Source organism: Micromonospora sp. DT231 (assembly GCF_049847025.1).
GTDB lineage: Bacteria > Actinomycetota > Actinomycetes > Mycobacteriales > Micromonosporaceae > Micromonospora.
This window is the reverse complement of the sequence record NZ_JBNCNO010000003.1, coordinates 324,218-347,600: the sequence shown is the minus strand read 5'-3', so window position 1 is coordinate 347,600 and position 23,383 is coordinate 324,218. Positions and strand designations below refer to the sequence as shown.

The window sequence follows — 23,383 nt, the reverse complement described above, 5'->3', positions numbered from 1 at the left end:
AGGGCAGGGGGTGGGGTGGGGGTCGGGCGGGGTTAGGGGGTTAGGGCTTGGTCTACCAGGTTCTTGGCTTCTTCTTGGATCTGCTTGAGGTGGTCGGGGCCCTGGAAGGACTCGGCGTAGATCTTGTAGACGTCCTCGGTGCCGGAGGGCCTCGCGGCGAACCAGCCGGACCTCGTGCTGACCTTGAGGCCGCCGATCGGGGCATTGTTGCCGGGGGCGGTGGTCAACGTCGCGGTGATCGGCTCACCCGCGAGTTCGGTGGCGGTCACCTGCTCCGGGGAGAGCTTGGCGAGCACGGCCTTCTGCTCCCGGGTGGCCGGGGCGTCGATCCGGGCGTACGAGGGCGCGCCGAACCGCTCGGCCAACTCCGCCCAGTGCTCGCTCGGGCTGCGCCCGGTGGTGGCCAGGATCTCGGCGGCGAGCAGGCAGAGCAGCAGGCCGTCCTTGTCGGTGGTCCAGGTCGATCCGTCGCGGCGCAGGAACGACGCCCCCGCGCTCTCCTCACCGCCGAAGCCGACGGACCCGTCGAGCAGGCCGGGCACGAACCACTTGAAGCCGACCGGCACCTCCAGCAACGGCCGGCCCAGGTCGGCGGCGACCCGGTCGATCATCGACGAGGAGACGAGCGTCTTGCCCACCGCGGCGGCCGGACCCCACTCGGTGCGGGTCTGGAACAGGTGGCCGATCGCCACCGCCAGGTAGTGGTTGGGGTTCATCAGGCCCGCGTCCGGGGTGACGATGCCGTGCCGGTCGGCGTCCGCGTCGTTGCCCGTGGAGATCTGGTAGTCGGCGCGGGCCGCGATCAGCGACGCCATCGCGTTGGGCGAGGAACAGTCCATCCGGATCTTGCCGTCGCCGTCGAGGGTCATGAACCGCCAGGTCGGGTCGACAGTCGGGTTGACCACCGTCAGGTCCAGCCCGTGCCGCTCGGCGATCTCACCCCAGTACGCCACGCTCGCCCCGCCCAGCGGGTCCGCGCCGATGCGGATCCCGGCGTCGCGGATGGCGTCGATGTCGATCGCCGCCGGCAGGTCGTCGACGTAGTGCGCGAGGAAGTCGTACTCCCCGGTGGTGTCGGCGGCCCGCGCCCGCGCGTGGGTGATCCGGCGGACCTCCTTGAGCCCGGCGGCCAGGATCGCGTTGGCGCGGTCCTGGATCCACCGGGTCACGTCGGTGTCGGCCGGCCCGCCGTTCGTGGGGTTGTACTTGAAACCGCCGTCGTCCGGCGGGTTGTGCGACGGGGTGATGACGATGCCGTCGGCGAGCCCGCTGGTACGACCCCGGTTGTGGGTGAGGATCGCGTGCGACAGCGCCGGGGTGGGGGTGTAGCCGTCGCGGCTGTCGACGAGCACGGTGACGTCGTTGGCAGCGAGTACCTCCAGGGCGTCCACGGCGGCCGGCGCGGACAGCGCGTGGGTGTCCCGGGCGAGGAAGAGCGGCCCGTCCAGCCCCTGCTCCCGCCGGTAGTCGCAGAGCGCCTGGGTGACCGCCAGGATGTGGTCGGAGTTGAACGCGTTGCGCAGGCTGGAGCCGCGGTGGCCGGAGGTGCCGAAGGAGACCTGCTGGGCCGGGTCCGCGGGGTCCGGATGCTCGGCGTAGTAGGCGGTCACCAGGCGCGGCACGTCGACCAGGTCGGCGGGCTCGGCGGGCTGGCCGGCACGGGGGTGGGTCACTGCGGGATCCTCCTCGGGGAGTGCCTGTCGCTCACGGCTCGACCTTCTGGCCCTTGCCGATCACCACGATGCCATTGTCGGAGACGGTGTAGCGCTGCCGGTCCTTTTCCAGGTCGACGCCGATCTCGACGCCCTCCGGGACGAACACGTTCTTGTCCAGGATCGCCCGCCGGACCACCGCGTGCCGGCCGATCTCCACACCCTCCATCAGCACCGAGCCCTCGACGTGCGCCCAGGAGTGCACCCGCACCTTCGGCGAGACGATCGAGTTCTCCACCAGCGAGCCGGAGATCACCACACCCGGGGAGACCATCGAGCCGACGGCCCGGCCGACCCGCTCACCCCACTGGTGGACGAACTTCGCGGGCGGCCACGGCGGTTGCTCGGTGTAGATCGGCCACTCGAAGTTGTAGAGGTTGAAGACGGGGTGCACGTTTATCAGGTCCATGTGCGCGTCGTAGAACGAGTCGAGCGTCCCCACGTCACGCCAGTAGCCACGGTCCCGGTCGTTGCTGCCCGGCACCTCGTTGTCGCGGAAGTCGTAGACGTTCGCCTCGCCCCGGTCGACGAGCATCGGGATGATGCTGCCGCCCATGTCGTGCTTGCTGGACTTGTCCGCGGCGTCGCGCTCGACCGCCTCGCAGAGGGCACGGGTCGTGAAGACGTAGTTGCCCATCGAGGCGTAGATCTCGTCCGGCGCGTCCGGCAGGCCCACCGCGTCGGTGGGCTTCTCGCGGAACGCCCGGATCCGCTTGCCGTCCTCGCCGACCTCGATGACGCCGAACTGGTCGGCCATCGACAGCGGCTGGCGGATGCCGGCGACGGTGACCGCGGCGCCGGAGGCGATGTGGTCCTCGACCATCTGCCGCGGGTCCATCCGGTAGATGTGGTCGGCGCCGAAGACGATCACGTAGTCGGGCTGCTCGTCGTTTATCAGGTTGAAGCTCTGGTAGATGGCGTCGGCCGAGCCGGCGAACCACCACGGGCCACGACGCTGCTGCGCGGGCACCGGGGTGACGTAGTTGCCGAGCAGCGTGGACATCCGCCAGGTCTTGGTGATGTGTCGGTCGAGGGAATGGGACTTGTACTGGGTCAGCACGACAATCTTGAGATAGCCGGCGTTGGCCAGGTTGGAGAGGACGAAGTCGACCATGCGGTACATCCCGCCGAACGGGACGGCCGGCTTGGCCCGGTCCGTGGTGAGTGGCATCAGGCGCTTGCCCTCCCCACCCGCCAGGACGATCGCGAGCACCTTGGCAGCCATGCCCCGACGCTATCCACCCGCGTCGGACTTCACCACTCGTACGGGGACTCTTCTGCATTAGGGTGCGGGGTCATGACGGAACCCACCCCGCTGCGCGTCGACCTGCTCACCCGCGAGTACCCGCCGGAGGTCTACGGCGGCGCCGGGGTACACGTCGAGTACCTGGCCCGGGAGTTGCGCCGCCGCGCCGACGTCCGGGTGCACTGCTTCGGTCTGCCGCGCACCGAGCCGGGCGTCACCGCGTACCCCGAACCGCCCGGCCTGACCGGCGCGAACGCCGCGCTGCGCACGATGGGTGTGGACCTGGAGATGGCCGCCGGCGCGGCCGGCGCCGACGTGGTGCACAGCCACACCTGGTACGCGAACCTGGCCGGCCACACCGCGAAGCTGCTGCACGGGGTGCCGCACGTGGTGACCGCGCACAGCCTGGAGCCGCTGCGGCCGTGGAAGGCCGAGCAGCTCGGCGGCGGCTACGCGCTCTCCTCCTGGATCGAGCGCACCGCGATGGAGGCCGCCGACGCGGTGATCGCGGTCAGTGGCGGGATGCGCAACGACGTGCTCACCGCCTACCCGCAGATAGACCCGGACCGGGTCCGGGTGGTCTACAACGGCATCGACACCATTCAGTACGCGCCGGATCAGGCGACAGACGTGCTCGACCGGCTCGGCGTCGACCCGTCCCGCCCCAGCGTGGTCTACGTGGGAAGGATCACTCGACAGAAGGGCCTGCCCTACCTGTTGCGGGCTGCGCGGGAGCTGCCGGCGGACACCCAGCTCGTGCTGCTCGCCGGCGCACCGGACACCGCCGAGATCGCCGCCGAGGTGGAGGAGCTGGTCGCCGAGTTGCGGGCCAACCGTTCCGGGGTGGTCTGGGTCGCCGAGATGCTGCCCAAGCCCGAGGTGATCCAGGTGCTCACCCACGCCACCGTCTTCGTCTGCCCGTCGGTGTACGAGCCGATGGGCATCGTCAACCTGGAGGCGATGGCCTGCGAGACGGCGGTGGTGGCGACCGCGACCGGCGGCATCCCCGAGGTGGTGGCCGACGGTGAGACGGGCCTGCTGGTGCCCATCGAGCAGGCCACCGACGGGTCCGGCCGACCGCTGGCCCCGGAGACGTTCGTGGCCGACCTGGCGGCGGCGATCAATACGCTGCTCGCCGATCCGGCGCGGACCGGGCGGTTCGGCCTGGCCGGTCGCCAGCGCGCGGTGGACCACTTCTCCTGGGACGCCATCGCCGGTCAGACCCTCGACGTGTACCGCTCCGTCGGCGCGGGCTCCGCTGACTTCACGGGCTCCGCTGGCTTCACGGGCTCCGCGGGCTGAGGCGGCCGGCGACATGCGGTACGACGAACTCGAAGCGGCGATCCTCCGTCTGGTAGTCGCGGCCGGGGAGGACGAGCTGCGTGCCTTCGGCCTCGACACGGTCACCCGGCTGGTCCGCAGCGATCTGCTCGACACCGCCGCGGGCGACGAGTTGGACGAGGACGCGTGGGCGGCACTGGCCACCGCCCGGGAAAATGTCCGCACGGCCAGCGCGACGGAGCTACGCGCACAGCTGGAGCGGATCGACGCGGGCGTCCTCGCCGACGGCGACCTCGATCAGGGGCTTCTGATCGTCATCACCGCGCTCGAACACTGGACCACCTACCTGGAGGAGGACCAGCGTGGGGAGCTGTACGAGCTGGCCATCCGCTCCGTCGAGGAGGTCGACTTCCAGATCTCGGCCGATCTCGACGACTTCCTCGCCACCCCGGAGATGACCGCCGAGTACGCCCGGATCGAACGCCTGCTCACCACCGGCCTCAGATCGCCGTCCCCGGCGGGGACTTGAGTGACGGAGTCGCCTCGGCGGAGTGACCGCCGCGCCCGTTGCGGAGCGCGCTCGCCGCGATGCGGATCAGGTCGATGTTGACCCCGGCCGCGCCGCTCGGATCATGCACCTTCAGCTTCACGTCGAGGCTCACCGCCGTCTCACCCCAGCCCTGCGCCTCGATGTTCAGGTGCGCCACCTTCTGCGACGCGAGGTGCGGTAAGTAGCCGAGCGGAGCGACCTCGACCGTGCCGGCGGCGTGGCTTTCCGACAGGGCGTTGAGCTTGGACTGCTTCTTGGTGTTGGGGTTGTCGACCAGGTTGCGGAAGTCCTCGGTGCCGCCCAGATTGACCTGGTAGGAGCTGACCAGGGTGAGGCCCCGCTCCTGAAGGAGCCGCAGCAGCGCGTTGTGCAGCACCGAGGTGCCGAACTGGCTGGCCAGGTCGTCGCCCAGCAGCGGCACGCCCGCCTCCTCGAACCTGTGCAGCACGTCCGGATCACGGGCGACCGGGTCGGACGTGGTGTTGATGAAGGCGACACCCGCTGTGCGCGCTGCTTCCGCGTACGCCCGTGCCGTGTGCGGCCGCCCGCTCGGCGCCGAGTAGAGCAGCACCTCCGCGCCGGCCAGCGCCGCCGCTACCCGTTCCACCTCCGCCGCGTCGACAAGGCCCTTCGTGACGGGTACACCTGCTCTGGGCAGGTCGCAGTTGAGCCGGAGGAAATTGTTGGGCGGTAGGAAGATCGCCTCGGTCAGGTCCCGACCGATCTTCTCCGCGGAGGTGGCGAAGGCCGCCACGACGTCGATGTCCCCCACCCCGAGCCCGTCGATCATCGGCCTGCGGATGCCGACCAGACTGCCGCTCTGGCGGTAGAGAGCAAGCCCCTGCACCAATGCCGACGTGTTGTTACCGACGCCAACGACCGCGACCCGCACCCGTTCGACCATGGCCGGAGGCTACGTCACCTCCGGTTCGGTGATCCACTGCGACCGCATCATCAACGGCGCCAGAAGTGTCGTACACCGGTATCCGGACGAAACCGCAACGCCGCCGGTCGTCGTTCAGGCCCGTCGCAGGCCGGCCTGCGGCGAGCCCGGACGGCGACCGGCCGCGTTGGAGATTGGTCCGGGTACAACACCGGGATCCGGGCCACTCTCCGTCTCGGCGGACCACCCAACGGCCGCGTCCCCCAACTCTGGACAGGACACCGACAGCCGACCGGGTGTCAGCCTGGACGGTCGGCGCGCAGGCGGTCCCGGCAGAAGTCCCGGAAGGATCGTGGCGTACGACCTGTCACATCTGCGACGGTCGACGTCGTCCGGTCCTCCGCGCCGGCCGCGATCGCCGTGTCCAGGCTCGCGAGGAAGCGGGCGAAGTCCGGCGGTATGCCGTTCGCGCTGTGGCGTTCGGCCAGCTCCGCCGCGTCGATCGGACGGTGCCGGACCGGCCGGCCACCGACCTCGGTGAGGACGGCGGCGACGGCGTCATAGCTCAGCGCCTCTGGTCCGGTGATGATGTGGTCGGTGTTGTGCGGCGTCGGGTCCGTGAGAGCCCGCACCGCCACCTCGGCAATGTCGGCAGGATCGACGAAGCCGACCCGGGCGGTGCCGGTGGCGCTGACGATCTCGCCATGGTCGCGGGCGCTCACGGCGTACGGCTGCTCACCCACGAAGTTCTCCATGAACCAGGACGGCCGCAGTACCGCCCATTCCGCGAACAGCTCACCGAGGCGTGCGTGTACCAGGCCCAGTCCGTGCTCGGCGGGCGGGACGGCCGAGGAGCTGAGCAGAACCACCCGGCGGACACCGGCGTCGCGTGCCCGCTCAAGGAAGGGCAGCATGATCGGCGCCGGGTCGACCTCGCCGACCGGGGGGATGGCGTAGATCGCGCGCACGCCACCCAGAGCGTCCGGGTGGGTGGTCGGGTCGCGCCAGTCGAAGCGGACCCCTCTGATGGCGGGGCGTCGGCTGGCGATCCGGGTGGGGTGACCGCGCTCGGCAAGCGTGGCGGCGACGATACGGCCGGTGGTCCCGGTGCCACCGATGACCAGGATCATGAGCGCACCAGGCCGCCACCGAGCAACTCCTGTGCGGCGATCGGATCCCAGTAGTCGCGATAGTGCACAAGTTGCCCGTGACGGATGGTCAGGACGGCGATGTAGCGCACCTCGTACGGTCGACCCGTCGCGACGACGAAGCCGGAGGCGACGAACTCGACGACGATGACCTCGGGGTCCCTGGTCTCGTGCACGGTTCGATCGCGGATCTCGCGGACGTCCAGCAGTGCGGGGTAATTGATCAGATACTCGTGCAGCTCGGCGCGCCCGGCTACCCGACGCGGCTGGCCGGGCGGTGCGAACGGAAGCTCCAGCACCGCATCCTCGGCAAACAGCGCGATGAACCCGGCCATGTCCTTGGCGAGCAGCAGCTCCATGCCGCGATGGAACACGGCGGTGGGGTGGTCCGACATGATCGTCCTTTCGTCGTCCGGGACGGTCGCGATAAGATTCGGACCGCCGGTCCGCTTCGACTATACGGACCAGCAGTCCGTTTGGCGAGAGGGGTGTCCGGTGCGGGCCGATGCGCTACGCAACAGGGAGTCGGTGCTGGCCGCCGCCGGGCGTCTCTTCGACGCCGCAGCCGACCCCGACCAGGTGTCGATGGACGACATCGCCACCGCAGCCGGCGTCGGCAAGGGCACCCTGTTCCGGCGCTTCGGCGACCGCATCGGGCTTGTCCGCGCCCTCTACGAGCAACGGGGACTGCGGTTGCAGGCTGCGCTCGCGGTGTCAGCCACCCGGCCGGCGGCGGAGCAGGCCGTCGAACTGCTGCGGGCCATGCTGCGCTTCAAGCTCGACAACCGGGTGCTCACGCTGGCACTGGAGAGCGCCGGGGGCGGCAGTCCGTACCGCAATGAGGCGTACGACTACTGGCACGCCCTGCTCGCCGGCCTCGTCGCGGAGGCCCGCGGCCCGCAGTCGGCGGACTATCTGGCCCACGCCCTGCTCGCCGCCGTCCGCAGCGACCTGGTCGAGCACCTACGCGACTGGCCCGAAGCGCGGTGGCACGAGGGACTGAACGCACTTGTCGACTCCGTACTCGGTCACGACGGCCATCCGGCCTCCCCGCAGGCCCACCGCGCTGACTGACTCCCCCGGGGGCCGGTGACGGACGTCAGGCGACGCCGAGGGTGGTGGCGAGCTGGACGATGCCGGCGGGCGCGTCGGCGGACCGCCACACCACGGCGACCAGCTTTCGTACCGCTGGCCGGTCGTGCACCTCGCTGTGGGCGGTGCGTTCCGCGTCGAGCAGCGTCCGGCCAGCCCTAAGCATGTCGCCGGTCAGGGCATATGCGCGGGCCACGTCGAGGAGGTACGCGGCACGGTGCTCGGGCGGCAGCCACCGCCACTCCTCGCCGGCCACCAGCCGCTCGTGCCGAGCTGTGGCCGTGGTGACGTCGCCAAGGGCCGCCTCGGCCACCACCCGGGCGGCCTCGACCGCCGCCTGGCCGACGATCCCCGTGGCCCCGTCGAGCGCCCGGCGTGTGCGGGGTTGGTCCTTGCCGCCCGCAGCGGCGAGCGCAGCCTGGATCAGTAGCGTGCCCTGAAGCGACGAACCGACCGGAGAGTCATCGCCGGCCCGCAACGCACCGATGCGGTCAGCGGCGACGAGCGCGGCATCCAGGGCGGACCGTCGTCGACCACGGGACCGCAGGGCCTGACTCAGTGACACGGTGGCGATGCCGGCCACCTGCGGATCGTGGGTCGCCAGGGCGACGGTCATTCCACGGTCGGCGGCGAGCCAGGCCAACTCCCCCTGGTCGACCTTGACCAACACCAGAGCGATGAGCGTGTACACCCGCACCAGCAGCGCGTCCGTCGCGCCGGGGCGAGCGGCATGCGCTTCACGGACGGCGTCGAGCAGGTCGGGCAGCAGTGCCAGCAACTCCGGGTACCGGGCGTGCCGATAGCTCTGCTCGGCATGGTCCAGCCGGGCCTGCAACTCCTCGACCAGCGGCGGTCGGTCCGCGCCCGGCAGGTCGTAGCGGGCCAGCGCCGTCCGGATACCGTCCACCCCGGCGGCCACCGGAGTCGGTCGCACGGGCCGGGTGGCCAGCAGGACCTCCACATCGATGCGCAGCGTCGCGGCGACCTCCCGGAGGTTGGACACCCGCTCCAACCGGCGTGCCCCACGCTCGACCTTGTCTACCCAACTCTTCGACTTGCCGAGCCGGTCGGCGAACTGCTGCTGCGTCATGTTCCGCCGCACCCGCCACTGCGCGACCCGGCGACCCACCGGCAACTCGTTCACCGCCGGCCCGTCGCGCTCACCGCAGGACCCCCACCACAAACAACAGGAGTACGACCACCGCGATCGCGATTCCGTAGGCGTACTGCCGCCGGGTGAGCGGTGCCCCCGTCGGCGGGGGCGGACCGGGCACCCGATCTCCGTCCGGCTGCGGAAGCCGCGCCCCAACGATCGGGTACGCGGGCGGCAGCCGCCCTTCCGGCAAACGCTCGTCCAACTGTGCCTCCTCGGGAAGTGACGAAATGCTGGGTGGTGGAGGGTGATAGGTGCTGGAGTCGGCGCGGGACGGGGCGCAGGTCAGGGTGGGTGACACGGGGGCATCGCCCACCCTGACCCTGTGGAGGTGCTCCGCTGCTGACGAGAGAACCTTCGAAATCCAACTTGGAGTGCAGTGAGCACAGAGTCAACACAGGATGCACAGAGTGTCATGTTCGATGGCATGCTCAGAGGGCTGACGAGAGGTGGCCCCGCCATGCCGAGACAACCCGTGTACGAGCAGGTCATCGATGATGTGATCCGCTCGATCCAGTCCGGCACTCTCCAGCCCGGCGACAAGTTGCCGTCCATCGCGGAACTCGGCGAGCAATATCAGGCCAGCGCCACGCCCATCAGGCTGGCCTTGCGGATCTTGGATGAGCGGGGCTGGATCGAGGTACACCAGGGCAAGGGCTCGTTCGTGGCACCGAACCCGCCCGCCTGACGCCCGCCCGACGCCCGCCGGACTCCGTTCGGGCCCCTCGCCCGGCCTAGATCCACTCGGGTTCCAGGAAACGGCGGCATCCGCCTCGCCTCGATGCCGCGCCTTCATTGAACACGTGTGGAGCCCCGCACATTGATGTGGGGGTGACGGAGGCAGCGCACGGTCCTGGTAGTGGGTGACACCCCCCGAGACCGAAATCCCGGGCTCGGGGCGCCCACAGCCACCAAGGTCACGCTCGAACCAGGATCTCGTGGCATCGCCGACGCGCCGATACCACTACAACCAGGATGTTGCGCGATCTTGCGGCGGATCGTCGCGACGGGGCAGGGGCGGGGCGGGTCCGGCGGGTGCTGGACCGCGCACAAACGGACGACGGCCCGACAACGGGAGCGGCGGTCATTCGCCGGGTGCGGTCAGCGTCAGCGTCGGGAAGTACGTGCGGTATCGCGCCCCGTCACGGGTCAGCAGGTGGTAACCGCACACGGCCGCATGCGCGCCGATATAGAAGTCGGCAAGCGGCGACCGCTTCGCGCCGCCCAACCTCCGATATCGCGCATAGGCCTTGCCTGCGAGGAAACCCGCCAGGTACGGAAGCTCCTCGCGAAGGAAGTCCCCAGCGGGCAGCGCCTCGTCCAATTCCTCAATGCGGTCGAATCGGACCGACACCTCGGCGTACACGATCGGGTTGATCACCAGATAGCCCGCGTCACGGGCCTCGGCGAGGGCGGTCCCGGACCACTCCGCCCACTTCGGGTCATCGGTCAGGATGTCCAACAGCACGTTGGTGTCGACCAGGGTCGTCACCGCCTCGGACGGACGTGGCGGCACCGCCCGGAGCCGATCACTCACCACGCAGCAACTCCATCAGCTCCTCGGTGGACATGTGCTCGGTCTCCTTGGCGCTCCCCCGGCCCCGCAGGTGGCGCACGAGGCGCTCCCCCCGGGTGTCGGCACCGTGCACGCGCACGATGCGGAGGGCCCCGCCTTCCTCCACCACATCGACCTCGTCGCCCTCATGCAGGTTGTATTGGGCCCGCAACGCTGCCGGAATGGTGACTTGGCCCTTGCTATTCAACCGCATACCCGACCCCCTGTCACGTGTCACATATGATACGCGACACTGATCCCTGCGCAGCACACCTGACGCGTATCCATCGCCCGGCCTAGATCCACTCGGGTTGCAGGAAACCGTCGTATCCGGGTCGCCTCGATGCCGTGGTTTCAAGGAACGCGTGTGGATCTTGACGCGCGTTCCCGGCGGAGGGACGGACCGGCGGGCTTGGCCGCGCGCGAACTGATCTCGCGCAGTAGGTTGGCGGGGTGACTGGACGGTTCCCGATCGAAGACGTCTCCCCCGTCGTCTCGTGCGGGCGGTACCCGGCCAAGGCGGTGGTCGACGAACCGGTCCCGGTGTCGGCCCGCGCCTACCGGGAGGGGCACGACGCGCTCGGCTGCAACGTGGTCTGGATGGGTCCGGACGGCGTCACCAGGCCGTTCACCCGGATGCGCCCCGGCGAGCCCGGTCAGGACCGGTGGCACGCCACCATCCGACCCGACGCCGTCGGCTCCTGGGCCTTCGCCGTGGAGGCGTTCCAGGATCCGTACCTGACCTGGCAGAACGCGGTGACGAAGAAGATCGCCGCCGGGCAGGGTCCGGAGGACCTGGCCAACGACCTGGCCGAGGGCGCGCGGGTGCTCGCCGCCGCCCGGGACCTCGTCCCGACCGCCGACCGGCCCCGGGTCGCCGACGCGCTCACCGCGCTCGTCGAGACCGACAGGCCGTTGCCGCAGCGGGTCGACCCGGCACTCGCCCTGGCCGACCTGCTCTGGGAGCACCCGGTGCGGGAGTTCGTCACCGCCGGTGACACGTACTCGATCTGGGTGGACCGCAAGCGGGCCCTCTACTCGGCCTGGTACGAGTTCTTCCCCCGCTCCGAGGGGGCGACGCAGGACCGGTCCGGCACCTTCGCCACCGCCACCGACCGGCTGCCGGGCGTGGCCGCGATGGGCTTCGACGTGCTCTACCTGCCGCCGATCCACCCGATCGGCCGGATCAACCGCAAGGGCCGCAACAACGCGCTCACCGCCGGGCCGACCGACGTGGGCTCGCCGTGGGCGATCGGCGCCGCCGAGGGCGGGCACGACACGATCCACCCCGACCTGGGTACGCCCGCGGACTTCCGGGCGTTCATCGAGGCGGCGGCGGCGCAGGGCCTTGAGGTGGCGATGGACCTGGCGTTGCAGTGCGCGCCGGACCACCCGTGGGTCACCGAGCACCCGGAGTGGTTCACCACCCGGGCCGACGGCAGCATCGCGTACGCGGAGAACCCACCGAAGAAGTACCAGGACATCTACCCGGTCAACTTCGACAACGACCCGGAGGGCATCCGGGCCGAGGTGCTGCGGGTGGTGCTGCACTGGGTGGGCGAGGGCGTCCGGATCTTCCGGGTGGACAACCCGCACACCAAGCCGTTCGACTTCTGGCACTGGCTGATCGCCGAGGTCAAGAAGATCGACCCGGACGTGCTGTTCCTGGCCGAGGCGTTCACCCGGCCGGCCATCATGCACGGCCTCGGCAAGATCGGCTTCACCCAGTCGTACACCTATTTCACCTGGCGCACGACGGCCGCGCAGATGCGGGAGTACTGCGAGGAACTGGTCGAGTCGGCCGACCACATGCGGCCGAACTTCTGGCCGAACACCCCCGACATCCTGCACGAGTCGTTGCAGCACGGCGGCCCGCCGATGTTCAAGATCCGGGCGGTGCTGGCCGCGCTGCTCTCCCCGTCCTGGGGCATGTACGCCGGCTTCGAGCTGTTCGAGCACGTGGCCCGGCCGGGGGCGGAGGAATACCTGGACAACGAGAAGTACGAGCTGCGCCCCCGCGACTGGGCCGGCGCCGAGGCGCAGGGCCGCTCGCTGGCACCGTTCCTGACCACCCTCAACCGGGTACGCCGCGACAACCCGGCCCTGCACCAGCTCCGCAACCTGGTCTTCCACGAGATCGACAACCCGGCGTTGCTCTGCTGGTCCAAGCACGACCCGGACACCGGCAACACCGTCATCGTGATCTGCTCGTTCGACCCGCGCATCGTGCAGTGGGGCAACACCACGCTCGACATGCCGGCGCTCGGCTTCGACTGGCACGAGCGGTTCACCGTGCACGACGAGCTGACCGGCACCAGCTACGACTGGGGTCAGCGCAACGCGGTGCGGCTCGACCCGTACCTGCAACCGGCGCACGTGTTGACCGTGCGCCGCCCGACCCCACCCGCCACGCCGGAGCCCACCGGCGTCGTACCGGCGGACCTCACCGTCACCGACGTGCCCACCGAACTGTCCGGCGGTACCGCGCCGACCGCCCCCGCCCCGAAGGACGCCCGATGGACCAGCTGATCTCCGGAGCGACGCACGACCCGCACGCGCTGCTCGGCGCGCACCCCTGGGAGGGCTCGACGACGATCCGCACGCTGCGCCGGGGCGCCGGTGACGTGGTGCTGCTCGTCGGCGACGAGCGGCATCCGATGAAGCGGGTGCACGACGTGGGTGTCTTCGAGGCCCAGGTCGACGGCACCGTGCTCGACTACCGGGTGGAGGTCGACGGCACCGCCCACGACGACCCGTACCGCTATCCGCCGACGCTCGGTGAGCTGGACCTGCACCTGATCCGCGAGGGCCGGCACGAGCGGCTGTGGGACGCGCTGGGCGCCCGGGTCTTCGACGAGGGCGTCGCGTTCGGCGTGTGGGCGCCCAACGCCCGCGGCGTGCGGGTGGTCGGCGACTTCACCGGCTGGGCCCCGGACGACGGCTGGCCGATGCGCTCACTCGGCTCCAGCGGCGTGTGGGAGCTGTTCGTCCCCAACGCCCGGGTCGGCGCCCGCTACAAGTACCGGGTGCTGGGCGCCGACGGACAGTGGCGGGACAAGGCCGACCCGCTGGCCGCGTACGCGGAGGTACCGCCGGCCACCGCCTCGGTGGTGCACCACTCGACGTACCTGTGGAACGACGCGGACTGGCTGGCCCGGCGGGCCGAGCGGCAGCCGCACCAGGAGCCGATGAGCGTCTACGAGGTGCACCTCGGTTCGTGGCGCCCCGGGTTGGGCTACCGCGAGCTGGCCGACCAGCTCACCGCGTACGTCACCGAGTTGGGCTTCACGCACGTGGAGTTCCTGCCGGTGATGGAACACCCGTTCGGCGGTTCCTGGGGCTACCAGGTGACCGGCTACTACGCGCCCACCTCACGCTTCGGTGACCCGGACGACTTCCGGCACCTGGTCGACCGGCTGCACGCCGCCGGCATCGGCGTGATCCTGGACTGGGTGCCCGCGCACTTCCCCAAGGACGAGTGGGCCCTCGCGCGCTTCGACGGCACCCCGCTCTACGAGCACCCCGACCCGCGCCGGGGCGAGCACCCCGACTGGGGCACGTACGTCTTCGACTTCGGGCGCAACGAGGTCCGCAACTTCCTGGTCGCCAACGCGCTCTACTGGTGCGACCAGTTCCACGTCGACGGGCTGCGGGTGGACGCCGTCGCCTCGATGCTCTACCTGGACTACTCCCGGGAGCACGGGCAGTGGGCCCCGAACCAGTACGGCGGTCGGGAGAACCTGGAGGCCATCGCGCTCATGCAGGAGGTGAACGCGACCGTCTACAAGCACCACGCCGGAGTCGTCATGATCGCTGAGGAGTCCACCGCCTGGCCGGGTGTCACCCAGTCCACCGCCGAGGGCGGGCTGGGCTTCGGGTTCAAGTGGAACATGGGCTGGATGCACGACACCCTGCTCTACACCTCGAAGGACCCGATCTACCGCCAGCACCACCACCACCAGCTCACCTTCTCCCTGGCGTACGCGTGGAGCGAGAACTACGTGCTGCCGATCAGCCACGACGAGGTGGTGCACGGCAAGGGCTCACTGGCCGGCAAGATGCCCGGCGACACCTGGCAGCGGCTGGCGAACGTCCGGGCGCTGCTGGCGTACATGTGGGCGCACCCGGGCAAGCAACTGCTCTTCATGGGCTCCGAGCTGGCCGACGACCGGGAGTGGAGCGAGGAGCGCGGCCTGGACTGGTACCTGCTGCACGACCCGGCCCGCGCCGGAGTGCAGCGCCTCGTCGCCGACCTCAACCGGGTCTACCGGGACACCCCGGCGCTCTGGGCACAGGACACCGAACCGGCCGGGTTCCGGTGGATCGCCGGCGACGACGTCGCCAACAACACCGTGTCGTTCGTCCGGATCGTCCCGGACGGCTCGACCCTGGTGTGCGTGGCGAACTTCTCCGCCCAGCCGCTGCACGACTACCGGGTCGGCCTGCCGGCCGGCGGCACGTGGACCGAGGTGCTCAACACCGACGCCCACCACTACGGCGGCTCCGGAGTGGGCAACCTGGGCCAGGTACGCGCCGAGGACGTGCCCTGGCACGGGATGGTCGCCTCGGCGGCCCTCCAGGTCCCGCCGCTGGGCGCGGTCTGGCTCCGCCAGGGCTAACCCGCGCCTCGTCGATCATGGAATTGTGGTGGGTGACAAAGCGCCTACATAGCGCCGAATCAGGCACCACAACTCCATGATCGACATGGTTGTCCGCGATCTTGCTCTTCTACGAATGGTCGGACCTCACCTTTCACCGGCGCCTTGATGCGCGCGCGACGAGGCAAGACGCCGCATAGCCTGGAAGACAGACTCGTCCTCGTCCTCTTCGTCATCGTCGTCTTCCAGAGGCTGGAGGATTAGCTCCAACTCCTCTGCCCTGCCAGCCTCGGCAAGCAACCAGGCCTTGACCTGCCATGTCGCGTAGCCCAGTCCGAATTCCTGGTCGGCGATGTCCTGCAGGTGACCGCGGTCGAGCAGTCGGACGAGGACAGGGATCTCCCGGTGGAGGACGTGCTCCAATTCATCGACGACGGCGGTGAGCGTCGCCTCGGAGTCGATCACCCAACGCTCGTACGTGTCGCCGCGCTGAGGAACGAACCGGGTACTCCAGAGGCAGTCCGTCACATCCGGCATCTCACTCCCCCTTGCCAACTCCCTCGTCAAAAGCTCACCAGCACCGGACCCACAGATGACGCCGTCCTCATGATCACTTGATGCTGAGTAGTTCTGTGGATCTCCTGGCAACTACTCACCATCACGTGATCGAACGGCATCCGCTCGTCGAGCCCCGAAGCGACGGCGCTGGCCACGGCGGTTGACCCAGGCGTAGTACCTCGGAACGCCCACCACGGTTCTCAGCAGATAGACCCCGACAAGAAAGAGCAGCAGGAGAACCAGGCTGGTCCGCAGGATGCCCAGCAACGCCAGGGCAAAGGCCCAGATTCGCCACGCCGGACGACCGTACCGGCAGTCGGTGTTGCCCTTGCCGTGGCAGACCTCGCGGAACTCGACCGGCCCGCCCCGGTCGGCGGGGGTGACGGTCGAGTGCCGCACCACGGTCCGCACCTCGCGACCGTCGCGGGTCCGCACCGTCACCGCGCAGTGCCACCAGTAGCCGAACCCGTCGCCGCTCACCGGACCGACCCGGCGGCACTCGTGGACCGTCGCCTCCACCGGCTGCTGGGCAGGGGTGGACTTGAACACTCCCACGCCCGGGTAGAAGCTCCACACGGTGTCCAGCGCCAGCGACGAGGCAACGAGGCCGGCCGCGAGGGCAACCACCGCCGCGAACTGCGTCAGCCGCCCCCAGAACGGCCCGCGCCGCTCGTACGCGGCGGTCTGTTCACCCTGCAGGCGCGCGGTCTCGTCACTGTCGCCGTCGGGCAGCTCGGCCGTACCTGCCACGCCATTCACCGTCACTCCCCACCCCACCTACCGCCCAGGCCGGTCGGATGGGACCGTAGCCCAGCACGGCAACCCCGGCGGCGGCCAGACCGGGCCGGCGTCAACCGGCTGGCCGTCGAGCTCTGCGGCCTGCCCGTCGCTGGGGTGCCGTCTGGCTTCGCCAGGCTGAGACGGTCCGCTCAACCGGGGCCTCATGGCTGCTCCGGTTCCCGGAGCCTTCAAAGGACTGTTCAGCGTCAGGTGGTCACGCCGCAGGCCACGGACGACGGCCTACGGCACGGGATGGTCGGGCAGCCCTGGCTATCGCCCGGCGGCGACGCCAGAGGGAGATCAGCCCCGGCTCCCTGCGATACGGCGGCGGGACCAGGAAACGTGGCTGGTTGAACCAGATGATTGCCGGCATGGACAGCATGAGAAAGAAGAGCGCGCCGGCTTCCACCCGAATCACCACGGTGGCGAGATCGGACGACACCTCCCACAACGGGATCAGCATCACCACCATCAGGAGCAGCGTGAGAAACGCGGCCGGCGAGGCCCGCCAGAGCGCGTTCTTGGCGGAACGTGAGATCGGCAAGAACCAGTAACCCCGCATCGTCGCCGCCTTCCCGATCCCTCGCCAGCAGCGCCTGACCGCCACGGCGGCGGCAATCAGGAACAGCGCCACGAGCAGTGGCATGAGAAAGCCCTCAACCCTGCCCGACATGTCACCAGCGCCCATCCACACGAGCGTCGTTCCTTTCCTCAGGGATTCATGACTGTCCGGTGAGCGGGAGCGCGGATTCGGCGCAATCCCCGCCCAACAGCCAGGAGAAGACACCTCAACACGTCAGCGGGTTCCATCGTCAACCCACTTCGATGGCCGGACCGCAGGTAGCTCCCGGCGGGCGTTGGGGCTCCACGGCAGGGTCACCAGATCCACCAGAAGCATGCGACTGAACCGGACCTGCCGCTGCACCACCCCACTGCCGAGAGGGTTGACCGAGAAGTGAGCTGCCTGCATCGCCCCGGTCACGAGCATCAGGAACCAGGACCCACAAAAGACCGCAACAAGTGGCACGACCACGACCACTGAAGCCGGGTGGCCGATGACGTGCTGGGCGCGCAGGAACTGGGTCAGCGCGGCGAGGGCACCAGCCAGGAACGCCAGCCGCCAGGACAAGACGTGCAGACGGTAGGACGCGCGACGCCTGGTCGCGGTCACCTGCTCGTGGGGCATCTGGCTGCTCCTCAAAGGACACGGACCAATGGGGGTATGAGTAACGCGAAGACCGACCAGCCGCCCACCAACCACAGCAGGTGACGCCGCCAGGTGGCTCTGCTTTCCGGGTCGCCCTCGTCGGCGAGGGCCACGCGCTGCCCGTAACTGTCGATCTTCTTGACCGCTCGACGGGCGCCCGGATAACCGATCAGGCGGCCGACGACGGAGGGCTGGAACGCGTAGCAGTGGACGTCCTCGGCGCCGCTGACCCGTACGACAAGACCACGCTCCGCGACCGCCTCCTGGACACGGCTCCACGGTATCGCTGTCGACAGTCCCGGGTTGATCACCAGCAGTGCGGCCGGAGTCACCCGCACGTAGGAGAACATGGCGGCGAGCGTGACGAGGTGACAGAGGCCGACGAAAAATGCGGCGACCAGCAACAACTCGCTCCAACCGTTCGCCGGATTCCTGCTGAACATCACCATCATGAAGCCGAACACGGCCCACAGCAGCAGACCGCCGAACCACGCACCCCAGCTCCTCATGGGCATCAGAGTCCTTCGCGAACAGCCTGCCTGATGCGCCGAACTGTCTCGTCCCGATACGGAACAGCGTCGCGCGCCTGCCAGACGAAGCCCGGACCCGTGGGGAGGATGGCGCAGAAGGAGACGGTGTCGCCGTACCGGGAACTGATCGTCAACCGCGCGCCGGACGCGGGTTCGACGGCCGTCACGTCCGGAAGGCGCATCGACTTGGCGCGGACCCAGGCCTCTCCAGGGTTGGGGATTTTCCAGATCCGAGCAGGCGCGAAGAGCAGGCGCCTGGTGGTGAGGACGAGGAGAGCACCGTAGGCGCTGAACACCGTGCCACCAAAGGGAAAGTATCCCCGCTGGGTGAACAGGACCGGTTCGTCGGACGCCAACTGCGGCTGCACGTATCGCACCATCGACCCCCGCTCCGGCCGCCCACGGCGGCCGGCTCGGATGGGACCGTAGCGCAGCGCGGCAACCCGGCGGGGGACGCCCCTGTGCCACGTCACGTGTTGGCCGTCGCGCTCTCCGGTCTGCCCGCCGCCGGGGTGCCGCCTGGTTCCGACAGGCTCAGACGGTCGGCTCGATTGGGCGTCAGGGCTGCTCCGCGCGGAGGAACGCGCCGATGTCGGCGGCAATCTCGTCGGGGTGCTCACCGTTGATGGCGTGCGACGCGTCCGGGTAGGTCTTCACGGTGCCCCGGGGCAGGGACCGCTCCGCCAGCTTCGCGGCCTCGCCCGCGTCGTGCAGCCGGGACTTCCCCGCCATCAGGACGAGCACCGGGACGCCGACCGCCGCGAGCTGTTGCTCGGACAGCCGTGTCGGGGCGGACAGTTTCATCGCGTACGCCTGCATGCCGGCCTCGATCATCCGCGCGACCGGTACGTCCTGCACCGGAGCGCCGTTCGCCGTCCAGCTGGTGAAGCTGTCCCGCCAGGATCGGGGCGCCCAGCGGACGCTCAGCGGGATGGACCGCAGCACCACCTCCGGGGACAGGCCGGCGAAGACGAGCACCGGATCGAGCAGCACGACGCTCCCGACCTTCTGCGGCCGGTGCACCGCGAGGTTCATCGCCGTCCAGCCGCCGAACGACACGCCGACCAGGTGGATGGTTGGCTCAGGCAGCGCCAGCAGGACCTCGTGCAACCACTGTGCGTGCGCGGCCGTGTCCTTGATGGGGCGCTGCTGGATGCTCATGCCCGGCTCACCGAGCAGGTCGACGGTGTAGACGTCGCGCAGCCGCAGCAGGGGCGGCAGGTTGTCCGCCCAGACCGGCGACGCCGACGCCCGACCCGGCAGAAGGAGCAGGGGCGCGGCGGCCGGGTCGGCGCCGCCGCTGAAGTGGTAGAGCCGGACGACGCCGTAGCCGGTCCGGACGTCGAGGGTGCGGTCGGGCTCGGGTAACTCCGCCATCGCCTCCCGGTAGGCGCCGACGAAACGATCGTGGGACTCCGTCGACGTGAAGTAGCCGACGGGTGCCGGATCGCGCAGCGCGTACGCGATCGCGACCGTGATCACCGCGAGCACCGCGGCGGCCCGGAGAAGGCCGCGCCGGTGCGCTCGCAGAGAGTTGCCAACCTTCCGCGCGAGCTTCATCACCATGCGGTCAGATTACTAACCGCATGGTAGAAAATACAACCGACAGGTCAGAGATTGGATGGCGAACCGGCCGGTACGGTGAGCGGGTGCACCCGAACGACGCCTCATCCGCGCAGGTCCGCCCCACCAGGCCGCTCACGATCACCGAGCAGGCGCGACGGGCGCAACTCATTGGCGTGACCATCGACCTGGTTGCCCGACACGGATATCCGGGCACCTCACTGGCTCGGATCGCGGAGGCGGCCGGCATCTCCAAGGCGGCAGTCCTCTACCACTTCCCGTCCAAGGACACGGTCGTGCGAACCGCCTACGCCTCGGTCCTGGAGTCCCTCACCGAGTACGTCGGCGCCGAGGTGGCGGTGCGATCCGGCGCGTCCGCGGTGGAGGCGTACGTCCGGTCCCTGGTGGCGTACCTGCGGGACCACCCGGACCACACCCGGATGATCGTCGAAGCGTTGAGCGAGGAGACCGGCATCGGTGACACGCCGAACGCGCGCAGCCGGCGGGACGCGGTCGCCGGCCTGATCGACGCGGCGCGGGCGGCCGGCGACTACCGGCCCGGCGTCGACCCGCAGGCCACCGCCGTCATCGTGAACGGCGCCATCGACGCGATCGTCTCCGAGCGCCTCGCCGACCCCGACTTCGACAGCCGCCACGCGGCCGAGGAACTGGTCAGCATGCTCCGCCGGTCCCTCGGCACCGCACCCCAGGACACCGAGGAGCCGGGCCCGTGACCGGTGCTCAGACCAGGCCGGCGTCGCGCAGCAGTTGCCACAGGCCGGCGCCGTCCGGGGCGGACAGCCACTTCTGCCCCACCGGGCCCGACGACGGGCGACCCGCCGGGGCGGGCAGGGTGCCGGCCAGCACGGACTGCGTCGGGGAGAGCCGGCGGATCGCCACCGCGGCGACGTTCTCCGGGTGGGCGGCGGCGAACTCCCGGTAGATCTCCTGGTCGTGCTGGCCGTCGTCGCCGACCAGCAGCCAGCGCACGTCGGGGAACTCGCGGGCCAGCCGGGCCAGGGTGACCCGCTTGTGTTCCATTCCGCTGCGGAACCAGCGGTCGGCGGTCGGCCCCCAGTCGGTGAGCAGCAGCGGCCCGGCCGGGTAGAGGTGCCGGGACAGGAAGCGGGTAAGCGTGGGCGCCACGTTCCACGCGCCGGTGGAGAGGTAGAAGACCGGCGCGCCGGGGTGCGCGGTGACCAGCCGCTCGTAGAGCACCGCCATGCCGGGCACCGCGTTGCGGGCGTGCTCGTCGAGCACGAACGTGTTCCACGCGGCGAGCAGCGGCCGGGGCAGCGCGGTGACCATCACCGTGTCGTCGATGTCGGAGATGATGCCGAACTTGACCTCCGGGTCGAGGATGCGCACCGGCGCGTCGACCGGCTCGGCGTCCGGGACGCTGAGGCGGACCGTGCCCCAGCCGGGTGGCAGGTCGGCCTCGACGAGCGTGTCCACGAAGCCGCTGCGGTCGGCCTGCGTCTCGTGCCGTACCCCGCCGGCCTCGATGGTCACTGTGACGTGCTTGTTGGGCAGGGTGGTGAAGCTGCGCCAGCCGCGGACCTTGTCGAGGCGGCCCCGCTGGCGGGTGTCCGGTCGGCCCAGCAACACCCGACACATCACCCGTACCCAGCCCGGGGCGCCGTAACCGGTGTACGCGACGATGTTGACCCGCCAGCCGGTGCGCCGCAGCCGGCGCTGGACGAGTTGGTGTACGGCGTCCTCGATCCGCGCAGCCCGGTGCAGGTTCGGAACGGCCAGTTGACCGGCGGGAGTGGGTGGCACGCGCCAACCCTGCCACACGTCGACGGCAGCGGCCACGCGAGCCGACTCCGGCTGCGCCGAACCTCCCCGGCCCGCCCGCCGTCCGTGAAACACTCCGGTCGGGACGACGACGGGGGCGTTGGTCGTGTCGCATCCAGAGCAGCACGGTGGGCGGTGGCGTCCACGACTCGACCGGCCGGCGCTCGTCGCGCTGCTGTTCGGGCTGGCCGGCGTCGTCTACCGGCTGGTCCTGACGGTGTACACGGTGCCGGCGTCGAACAGCGACGAGGCCACCTTCGGCCTCGCCGCGCTGCACATCGGGCAGGGCCGGGAACGCCCGGTCTTCCTGTACGGCCAGCACTACATGGGGATGTTGGAGTCGTACCTGGCCGCGCCACTGGTGGCGGTGGCCGGGCCGAGCTGGCCGGTGCTGCGGCTGCCGATGCTCGCGCTGTACGCGCTGTTCCTCTACCTGATCCACCGGCTGACCCGCCGACTCTGCGCGCCCTGGTTCGCCACGGTCGTCGTGGGCCTGCTCGCGCTCGGCGGCGAGCGGGTGGTCCGCGACCAGCTCACCGTCGTCGGAGGGCGGCCGGAGGTGAAGCCGGCGGTGCTGCTGATGCTGCTGATCACGGTGGGGTTGGCGGCCGGCACCGTGCGGCGTCGGCGGCTCGCCGTCGCGCTCTTCGGTCTGCTCGTCGGGCTGGCCGCCTGGTCGGACTGGCTGATCCTGCCGTACCTGGCGGTGGCCGGGCTGGCGCTGGTGTGGGCGCTGCGGCGCGACCTTCTCGGCTGGTCCGGTCTGCTGCTGGTGGCGGGCGTCGTGGTCGGGGTCGCGCCGATGGTCCTGGACAACCTGCGCGCCGGGCCGGGTGAGGACTCGCTGACCGTGTTCCGGGAGGTCAGCACCAAGGCGGGGCCGTCGCCGCCGTGGTCCGAGCGGCTCCGGGGCGGCCTGCTGGAGGGGGTGCCGCTGGCGCACGGGCTCTGCCCGGTGGACGGCTGCGGACGCTGGCAACAGTGGTTCGGAGTGGTGTATCCGCTGCTGCTGCTGGTCGCCGCGGTGCTCGCGGTGCTCGCGTACCGCCGGGCCGCCGCGACCCCGCGCGGAGAGCGGGTCGGGCCGGTCGTGCAGCTCGCGCTTGTCGCGGGCGCCGCGTTGACCCTGGTGTCGTACGTCCGCACTCCGCTCGCCGCGACCAGCCCACTCGACAACGCCCGCTACCTGTCGGTGCTGCAACTGTCGCTGCCGGCGGTGCTCTGGCCGCTCTGGGTGGCGGCGCTGACCGCCTGGCGGGGCACCAGCAGCGTGCTGGGACGGTTCGCCGGCGCGCTGTCCGCCGCCCTGCTCGTCGCCCTGACCGCGACCACGCTCGTGGTCACCGTGCTCTTCGCGGCCACCGGCACCGCCGCGTCGCGGACCGAGGAGCGCCAGGCCCGGGAGTTGGCCGCCGCGCTGCGCGCCGACGGCCCCCACGAGGTGTACGGGGACTACTGGACCTGCAACCGACTGATCTTCAACACGGACGAGACGGTGGTCTGCGGGGTGCTCGACGGCGACCTGTCCCCCGGGCAGAACCGCTACCGCCCGTACTGGCGGCAGGTCGGGCGGGCCGCCCGGCCGGGCTATGTGGTGGAGGTCGGCTCCCCGATGGATCGGCGGCTGCGCCGACTGCTCGCCGACCGGGCCGATGCCACACCGGTACGCGAGGTGGGCGGCTATCGCGTGTACCACCCCGCGACCCCGGTGCGGCCCTGGCGCTGAG

General features: G+C 70.3%; 25 protein-coding genes. 8 read left to right on the top strand and 17 right to left on the bottom strand.

Annotated features, from left to right (window positions below; all coding sequences use genetic code 11):
* Window positions 1-32: 32 nt before the first annotated feature.
* Complete coding sequence (gene pgm, locus ACPXBU_RS09780; protein ID WP_393367448.1) at window positions 33-1,673, bottom strand: phosphoglucomutase (alpha-D-glucose-1,6-bisphosphate-dependent); 1,641 nt, start codon at window positions 1,671-1,673, stop codon at window positions 33-35.
* A 31-nt stretch (window positions 1,674-1,704) separates the two neighbouring features.
* Window positions 1,705-2,937, bottom strand: coding sequence for a glucose-1-phosphate adenylyltransferase (gene glgC, locus ACPXBU_RS09775; protein ID WP_393367446.1), 1,233 nt, complete (start codon window positions 2,935-2,937; stop codon window positions 1,705-1,707).
* A gap of 72 nt (window positions 2,938-3,009) precedes the next feature.
* Between glgC and glgA the strand changes: the two genes are divergently transcribed.
* Window positions 3,010-4,260, top strand: coding sequence for a glycogen synthase (gene glgA / locus ACPXBU_RS09770; RefSeq protein ID WP_425757800.1), 1,251 nt, complete (start codon window positions 3,010-3,012; stop codon window positions 4,258-4,260).
* Between the two features lie 13 nt (window positions 4,261-4,273).
* A complete protein-coding gene (locus tag ACPXBU_RS09765) occupies window positions 4,274-4,768 on the top strand; it encodes a hypothetical protein (protein WP_393367444.1) in 495 nt (164 codons plus the stop codon).
* On the opposite strand, the gene ACPXBU_RS09760 is transcribed toward ACPXBU_RS09765, so the two are convergent.
* The 3 genes from ACPXBU_RS09760 to ACPXBU_RS09750 all read right to left on the bottom strand — a co-directional run bounded on the left by ACPXBU_RS09760 (window position 4,740) and on the right by ACPXBU_RS09750 (window position 7,215).
* Window positions 4,740-5,693 carry an inositol-3-phosphate synthase gene (locus tag ACPXBU_RS09760; RefSeq protein WP_425757799.1) on the bottom strand — a complete coding sequence of 318 codons (954 nt, stop codon included), beginning with the start codon at window positions 5,691-5,693 and terminating at the stop codon, window positions 4,740-4,742. The two genes, ACPXBU_RS09765 and ACPXBU_RS09760, sit on opposite strands and share 29 nt — an antisense overlap.
* Window positions 5,694-5,971: 278 nt before the next feature.
* Entirely contained in the window at window positions 5,972-6,802 is an 831-nt protein-coding gene (locus ACPXBU_RS09755; protein ID WP_425757798.1) for an NAD-dependent epimerase/dehydratase family protein, read from the bottom strand.
* Window positions 6,799-7,215 carry a nuclear transport factor 2 family protein gene (locus tag ACPXBU_RS09750; protein WP_425757797.1) on the bottom strand — a complete coding sequence of 139 codons (417 nt, stop codon included), beginning with the start codon at window positions 7,213-7,215 and terminating at the stop codon, window positions 6,799-6,801. The genes ACPXBU_RS09755 and ACPXBU_RS09750 overlap by 4 nt, the downstream gene beginning before the upstream one ends.
* Window positions 7,216-7,315: 100 nt before the next feature.
* Here ACPXBU_RS09750 and ACPXBU_RS09745 point away from each other — a divergent pair, with 100 nt between their 5' ends.
* Window positions 7,316-7,894: a TetR/AcrR family transcriptional regulator gene (locus ACPXBU_RS09745; RefSeq protein ID WP_393367436.1), complete on the top strand. Its 579-nt coding sequence runs from the start codon at window positions 7,316-7,318 to the stop codon at window positions 7,892-7,894.
* Between the two features lie 25 nt (window positions 7,895-7,919).
* Here the strand turns inward: ACPXBU_RS09745 and ACPXBU_RS09740 are convergent, their stop codons facing one another.
* The gene (locus ACPXBU_RS09740) at window positions 7,920-9,056 is read right to left on the bottom strand and encodes a helix-turn-helix domain-containing protein (protein ID WP_425757796.1); all 1,137 of its coding nucleotides are present in this window, start codon (window positions 9,054-9,056) and stop codon (window positions 7,920-7,922) included.
* 16 nt (window positions 9,057-9,072) lie between these two features.
* Window positions 9,073-9,270 carry a hypothetical protein gene (locus ACPXBU_RS09735; protein WP_425757795.1) on the bottom strand — a complete coding sequence of 66 codons (198 nt, stop codon included), beginning with the start codon at window positions 9,268-9,270 and terminating at the stop codon, window positions 9,073-9,075.
* Window positions 9,271-9,525: 255 nt separating this feature from the next.
* Here ACPXBU_RS09735 and ACPXBU_RS09730 point away from each other — a divergent pair, with 255 nt between their 5' ends.
* Window positions 9,526-9,753 carry a winged helix-turn-helix domain-containing protein gene (locus ACPXBU_RS09730; RefSeq protein WP_425757794.1) on the top strand — a complete coding sequence of 76 codons (228 nt, stop codon included), beginning with the start codon at window positions 9,526-9,528 and terminating at the stop codon, window positions 9,751-9,753.
* 396 nt (window positions 9,754-10,149) lie between these two features.
* Here the strand turns inward: ACPXBU_RS09730 and ACPXBU_RS09725 are convergent, their stop codons facing one another.
* Entirely contained in the window at window positions 10,150-10,557 is a 408-nt protein-coding gene (locus ACPXBU_RS09725; RefSeq protein ID WP_425757793.1) for a type II toxin-antitoxin system VapC family toxin, read from the bottom strand.
* Between the two features lie 37 nt (window positions 10,558-10,594).
* The gene (locus ACPXBU_RS09720) at window positions 10,595-10,834 is read right to left on the bottom strand and encodes an AbrB/MazE/SpoVT family DNA-binding domain-containing protein (RefSeq protein WP_425757792.1); all 240 of its coding nucleotides are present in this window, start codon (window positions 10,832-10,834) and stop codon (window positions 10,595-10,597) included.
* A gap of 239 nt (window positions 10,835-11,073) precedes the next feature.
* Here ACPXBU_RS09720 and ACPXBU_RS09715 point away from each other — a divergent pair, with 239 nt between their 5' ends.
* Entirely contained in the window at window positions 11,074-13,149 is a 2,076-nt protein-coding gene (locus ACPXBU_RS09715; RefSeq protein ID WP_425757791.1) for a maltotransferase domain-containing protein, read from the top strand.
* Window positions 13,137-15,239: a 1,4-alpha-glucan branching protein GlgB gene (gene glgB / locus ACPXBU_RS09710; protein WP_425757790.1), complete on the top strand. Its 2,103-nt coding sequence runs from the start codon at window positions 13,137-13,139 to the stop codon at window positions 15,237-15,239. The genes ACPXBU_RS09715 and glgB overlap by 13 nt, the downstream gene beginning before the upstream one ends.
* Before the next feature lie 126 nt (window positions 15,240-15,365).
* Here the strand turns inward: glgB and ACPXBU_RS09705 are convergent, their stop codons facing one another.
* The 7 genes from ACPXBU_RS09705 to ACPXBU_RS09675 form a co-directional block, all read right to left on the bottom strand.
* The gene (locus ACPXBU_RS09705; protein ID WP_425757789.1) at window positions 15,366-15,866 is read right to left on the bottom strand and encodes a hypothetical protein; all 501 of its coding nucleotides are present in this window, start codon (window positions 15,864-15,866) and stop codon (window positions 15,366-15,368) included.
* Window positions 15,867-16,526, bottom strand: a complete 660-nt coding sequence (locus tag ACPXBU_RS09700; RefSeq protein ID WP_425757788.1) for a DUF6346 domain-containing protein — start codon at window positions 16,524-16,526, stop codon at window positions 15,867-15,869.
* 244 nt (window positions 16,527-16,770) lie between these two features.
* On the bottom strand, window positions 16,771-17,244 hold the full coding sequence (locus ACPXBU_RS09695; protein WP_425757787.1) for a hypothetical protein: 474 nt from the start codon (window positions 17,242-17,244) through the stop codon (window positions 16,771-16,773).
* A gap of 108 nt (window positions 17,245-17,352) precedes the next feature.
* Window positions 17,353-17,742, bottom strand: coding sequence for a hypothetical protein (locus ACPXBU_RS09690; RefSeq protein ID WP_425757786.1), 390 nt, complete (start codon window positions 17,740-17,742; stop codon window positions 17,353-17,355).
* A gap of 11 nt (window positions 17,743-17,753) precedes the next feature.
* A complete protein-coding gene (locus tag ACPXBU_RS09685; RefSeq protein WP_425757785.1) occupies window positions 17,754-18,272 on the bottom strand; it encodes a hypothetical protein in 519 nt (172 codons plus the stop codon).
* Between the two features lie 5 nt (window positions 18,273-18,277).
* A complete protein-coding gene (locus ACPXBU_RS09680; protein WP_425757784.1) occupies window positions 18,278-18,661 on the bottom strand; it encodes a hypothetical protein in 384 nt (127 codons plus the stop codon).
* A 190-nt stretch (window positions 18,662-18,851) separates the two neighbouring features.
* Window positions 18,852-19,859, bottom strand: a complete 1,008-nt coding sequence (locus ACPXBU_RS09675) for an alpha/beta fold hydrolase (RefSeq protein WP_425757783.1) — start codon at window positions 19,857-19,859, stop codon at window positions 18,852-18,854.
* An 83-nt stretch (window positions 19,860-19,942) separates the two neighbouring features.
* On the opposite strand from ACPXBU_RS09675, the gene ACPXBU_RS09670 reads away from it, so the two are divergent.
* Window positions 19,943-20,590 carry a TetR/AcrR family transcriptional regulator gene (locus ACPXBU_RS09670; protein WP_425757782.1) on the top strand — a complete coding sequence of 216 codons (648 nt, stop codon included), beginning with the start codon at window positions 19,943-19,945 and terminating at the stop codon, window positions 20,588-20,590.
* Window positions 20,591-20,597: 7 nt separating this feature from the next.
* On the opposite strand, the gene ACPXBU_RS09665 is transcribed toward ACPXBU_RS09670, so the two are convergent.
* A complete protein-coding gene (locus ACPXBU_RS09665) occupies window positions 20,598-21,638 on the bottom strand; it encodes an App1 family protein (RefSeq protein WP_393367424.1) in 1,041 nt (346 codons plus the stop codon).
* 124 nt (window positions 21,639-21,762) lie between these two features.
* Between ACPXBU_RS09665 and ACPXBU_RS09660 the strand changes: the two genes are divergently transcribed.
* A complete protein-coding gene (locus tag ACPXBU_RS09660; protein ID WP_425757781.1) occupies window positions 21,763-23,382 on the top strand; it encodes a hypothetical protein in 1,620 nt (539 codons plus the stop codon).
* The last annotated feature ends 1 nt before the right edge of the window (window position 23,383 follow it).

Excerpts from the sequence above, each read along its gene's own strand:
- glgC (WP_393367446.1), bottom strand. The coding sequence starts at position 2,937 with ATGGCTGCCAAGGTGCTCGCGATCGTCCTGGCGGGTGGGGAGGGCAAG.
- glgA (WP_425757800.1), top strand. The coding sequence starts at position 3,010 with ATGACGGAACCCACCCCGCTGCGCGTCGACCTGCTCACCCGCGAGTAC.
- ACPXBU_RS09765 (WP_393367444.1), top strand. The coding sequence starts at position 4,274 with ATGCGGTACGACGAACTCGAAGCGGCGATCCTCCGTCTGGTAGTCGCG.
- ACPXBU_RS09760 (WP_425757799.1), bottom strand. The coding sequence starts at position 5,693 with ATGGTCGAACGGGTGCGGGTCGCGGTCGTTGGCGTCGGTAACAACACG.
- ACPXBU_RS09755 (WP_425757798.1), bottom strand. The coding sequence starts at position 6,802 with ATGATCCTGGTCATCGGTGGCACCGGGACCACCGGCCGTATCGTCGCC.
- ACPXBU_RS09750 (WP_425757797.1), bottom strand. The coding sequence starts at position 7,215 with ATGTCGGACCACCCCACCGCCGTGTTCCATCGCGGCATGGAGCTGCTG.
- ACPXBU_RS09730 (WP_425757794.1), top strand. The coding sequence starts at position 9,526 with ATGCCGAGACAACCCGTGTACGAGCAGGTCATCGATGATGTGATCCGC.
- ACPXBU_RS09720 (WP_425757792.1), bottom strand. The coding sequence starts at position 10,834 with ATGCGGTTGAATAGCAAGGGCCAAGTCACCATTCCGGCAGCGTTGCGG.
- glgB (WP_425757790.1), top strand. The coding sequence starts at position 13,137 with ATGGACCAGCTGATCTCCGGAGCGACGCACGACCCGCACGCGCTGCTC.
- ACPXBU_RS09695 (WP_425757787.1), bottom strand. The coding sequence starts at position 17,244 with ATGGGCGCTGGTGACATGTCGGGCAGGGTTGAGGGCTTTCTCATGCCA.
- ACPXBU_RS09690 (WP_425757786.1), bottom strand. The coding sequence starts at position 17,742 with ATGCCCCACGAGCAGGTGACCGCGACCAGGCGTCGCGCGTCCTACCGT.
- ACPXBU_RS09685 (WP_425757785.1), bottom strand. The coding sequence starts at position 18,272 with ATGAGGAGCTGGGGTGCGTGGTTCGGCGGTCTGCTGCTGTGGGCCGTG.
- ACPXBU_RS09675 (WP_425757783.1), bottom strand. The coding sequence starts at position 19,859 with ATGGTGATGAAGCTCGCGCGGAAGGTTGGCAACTCTCTGCGAGCGCAC.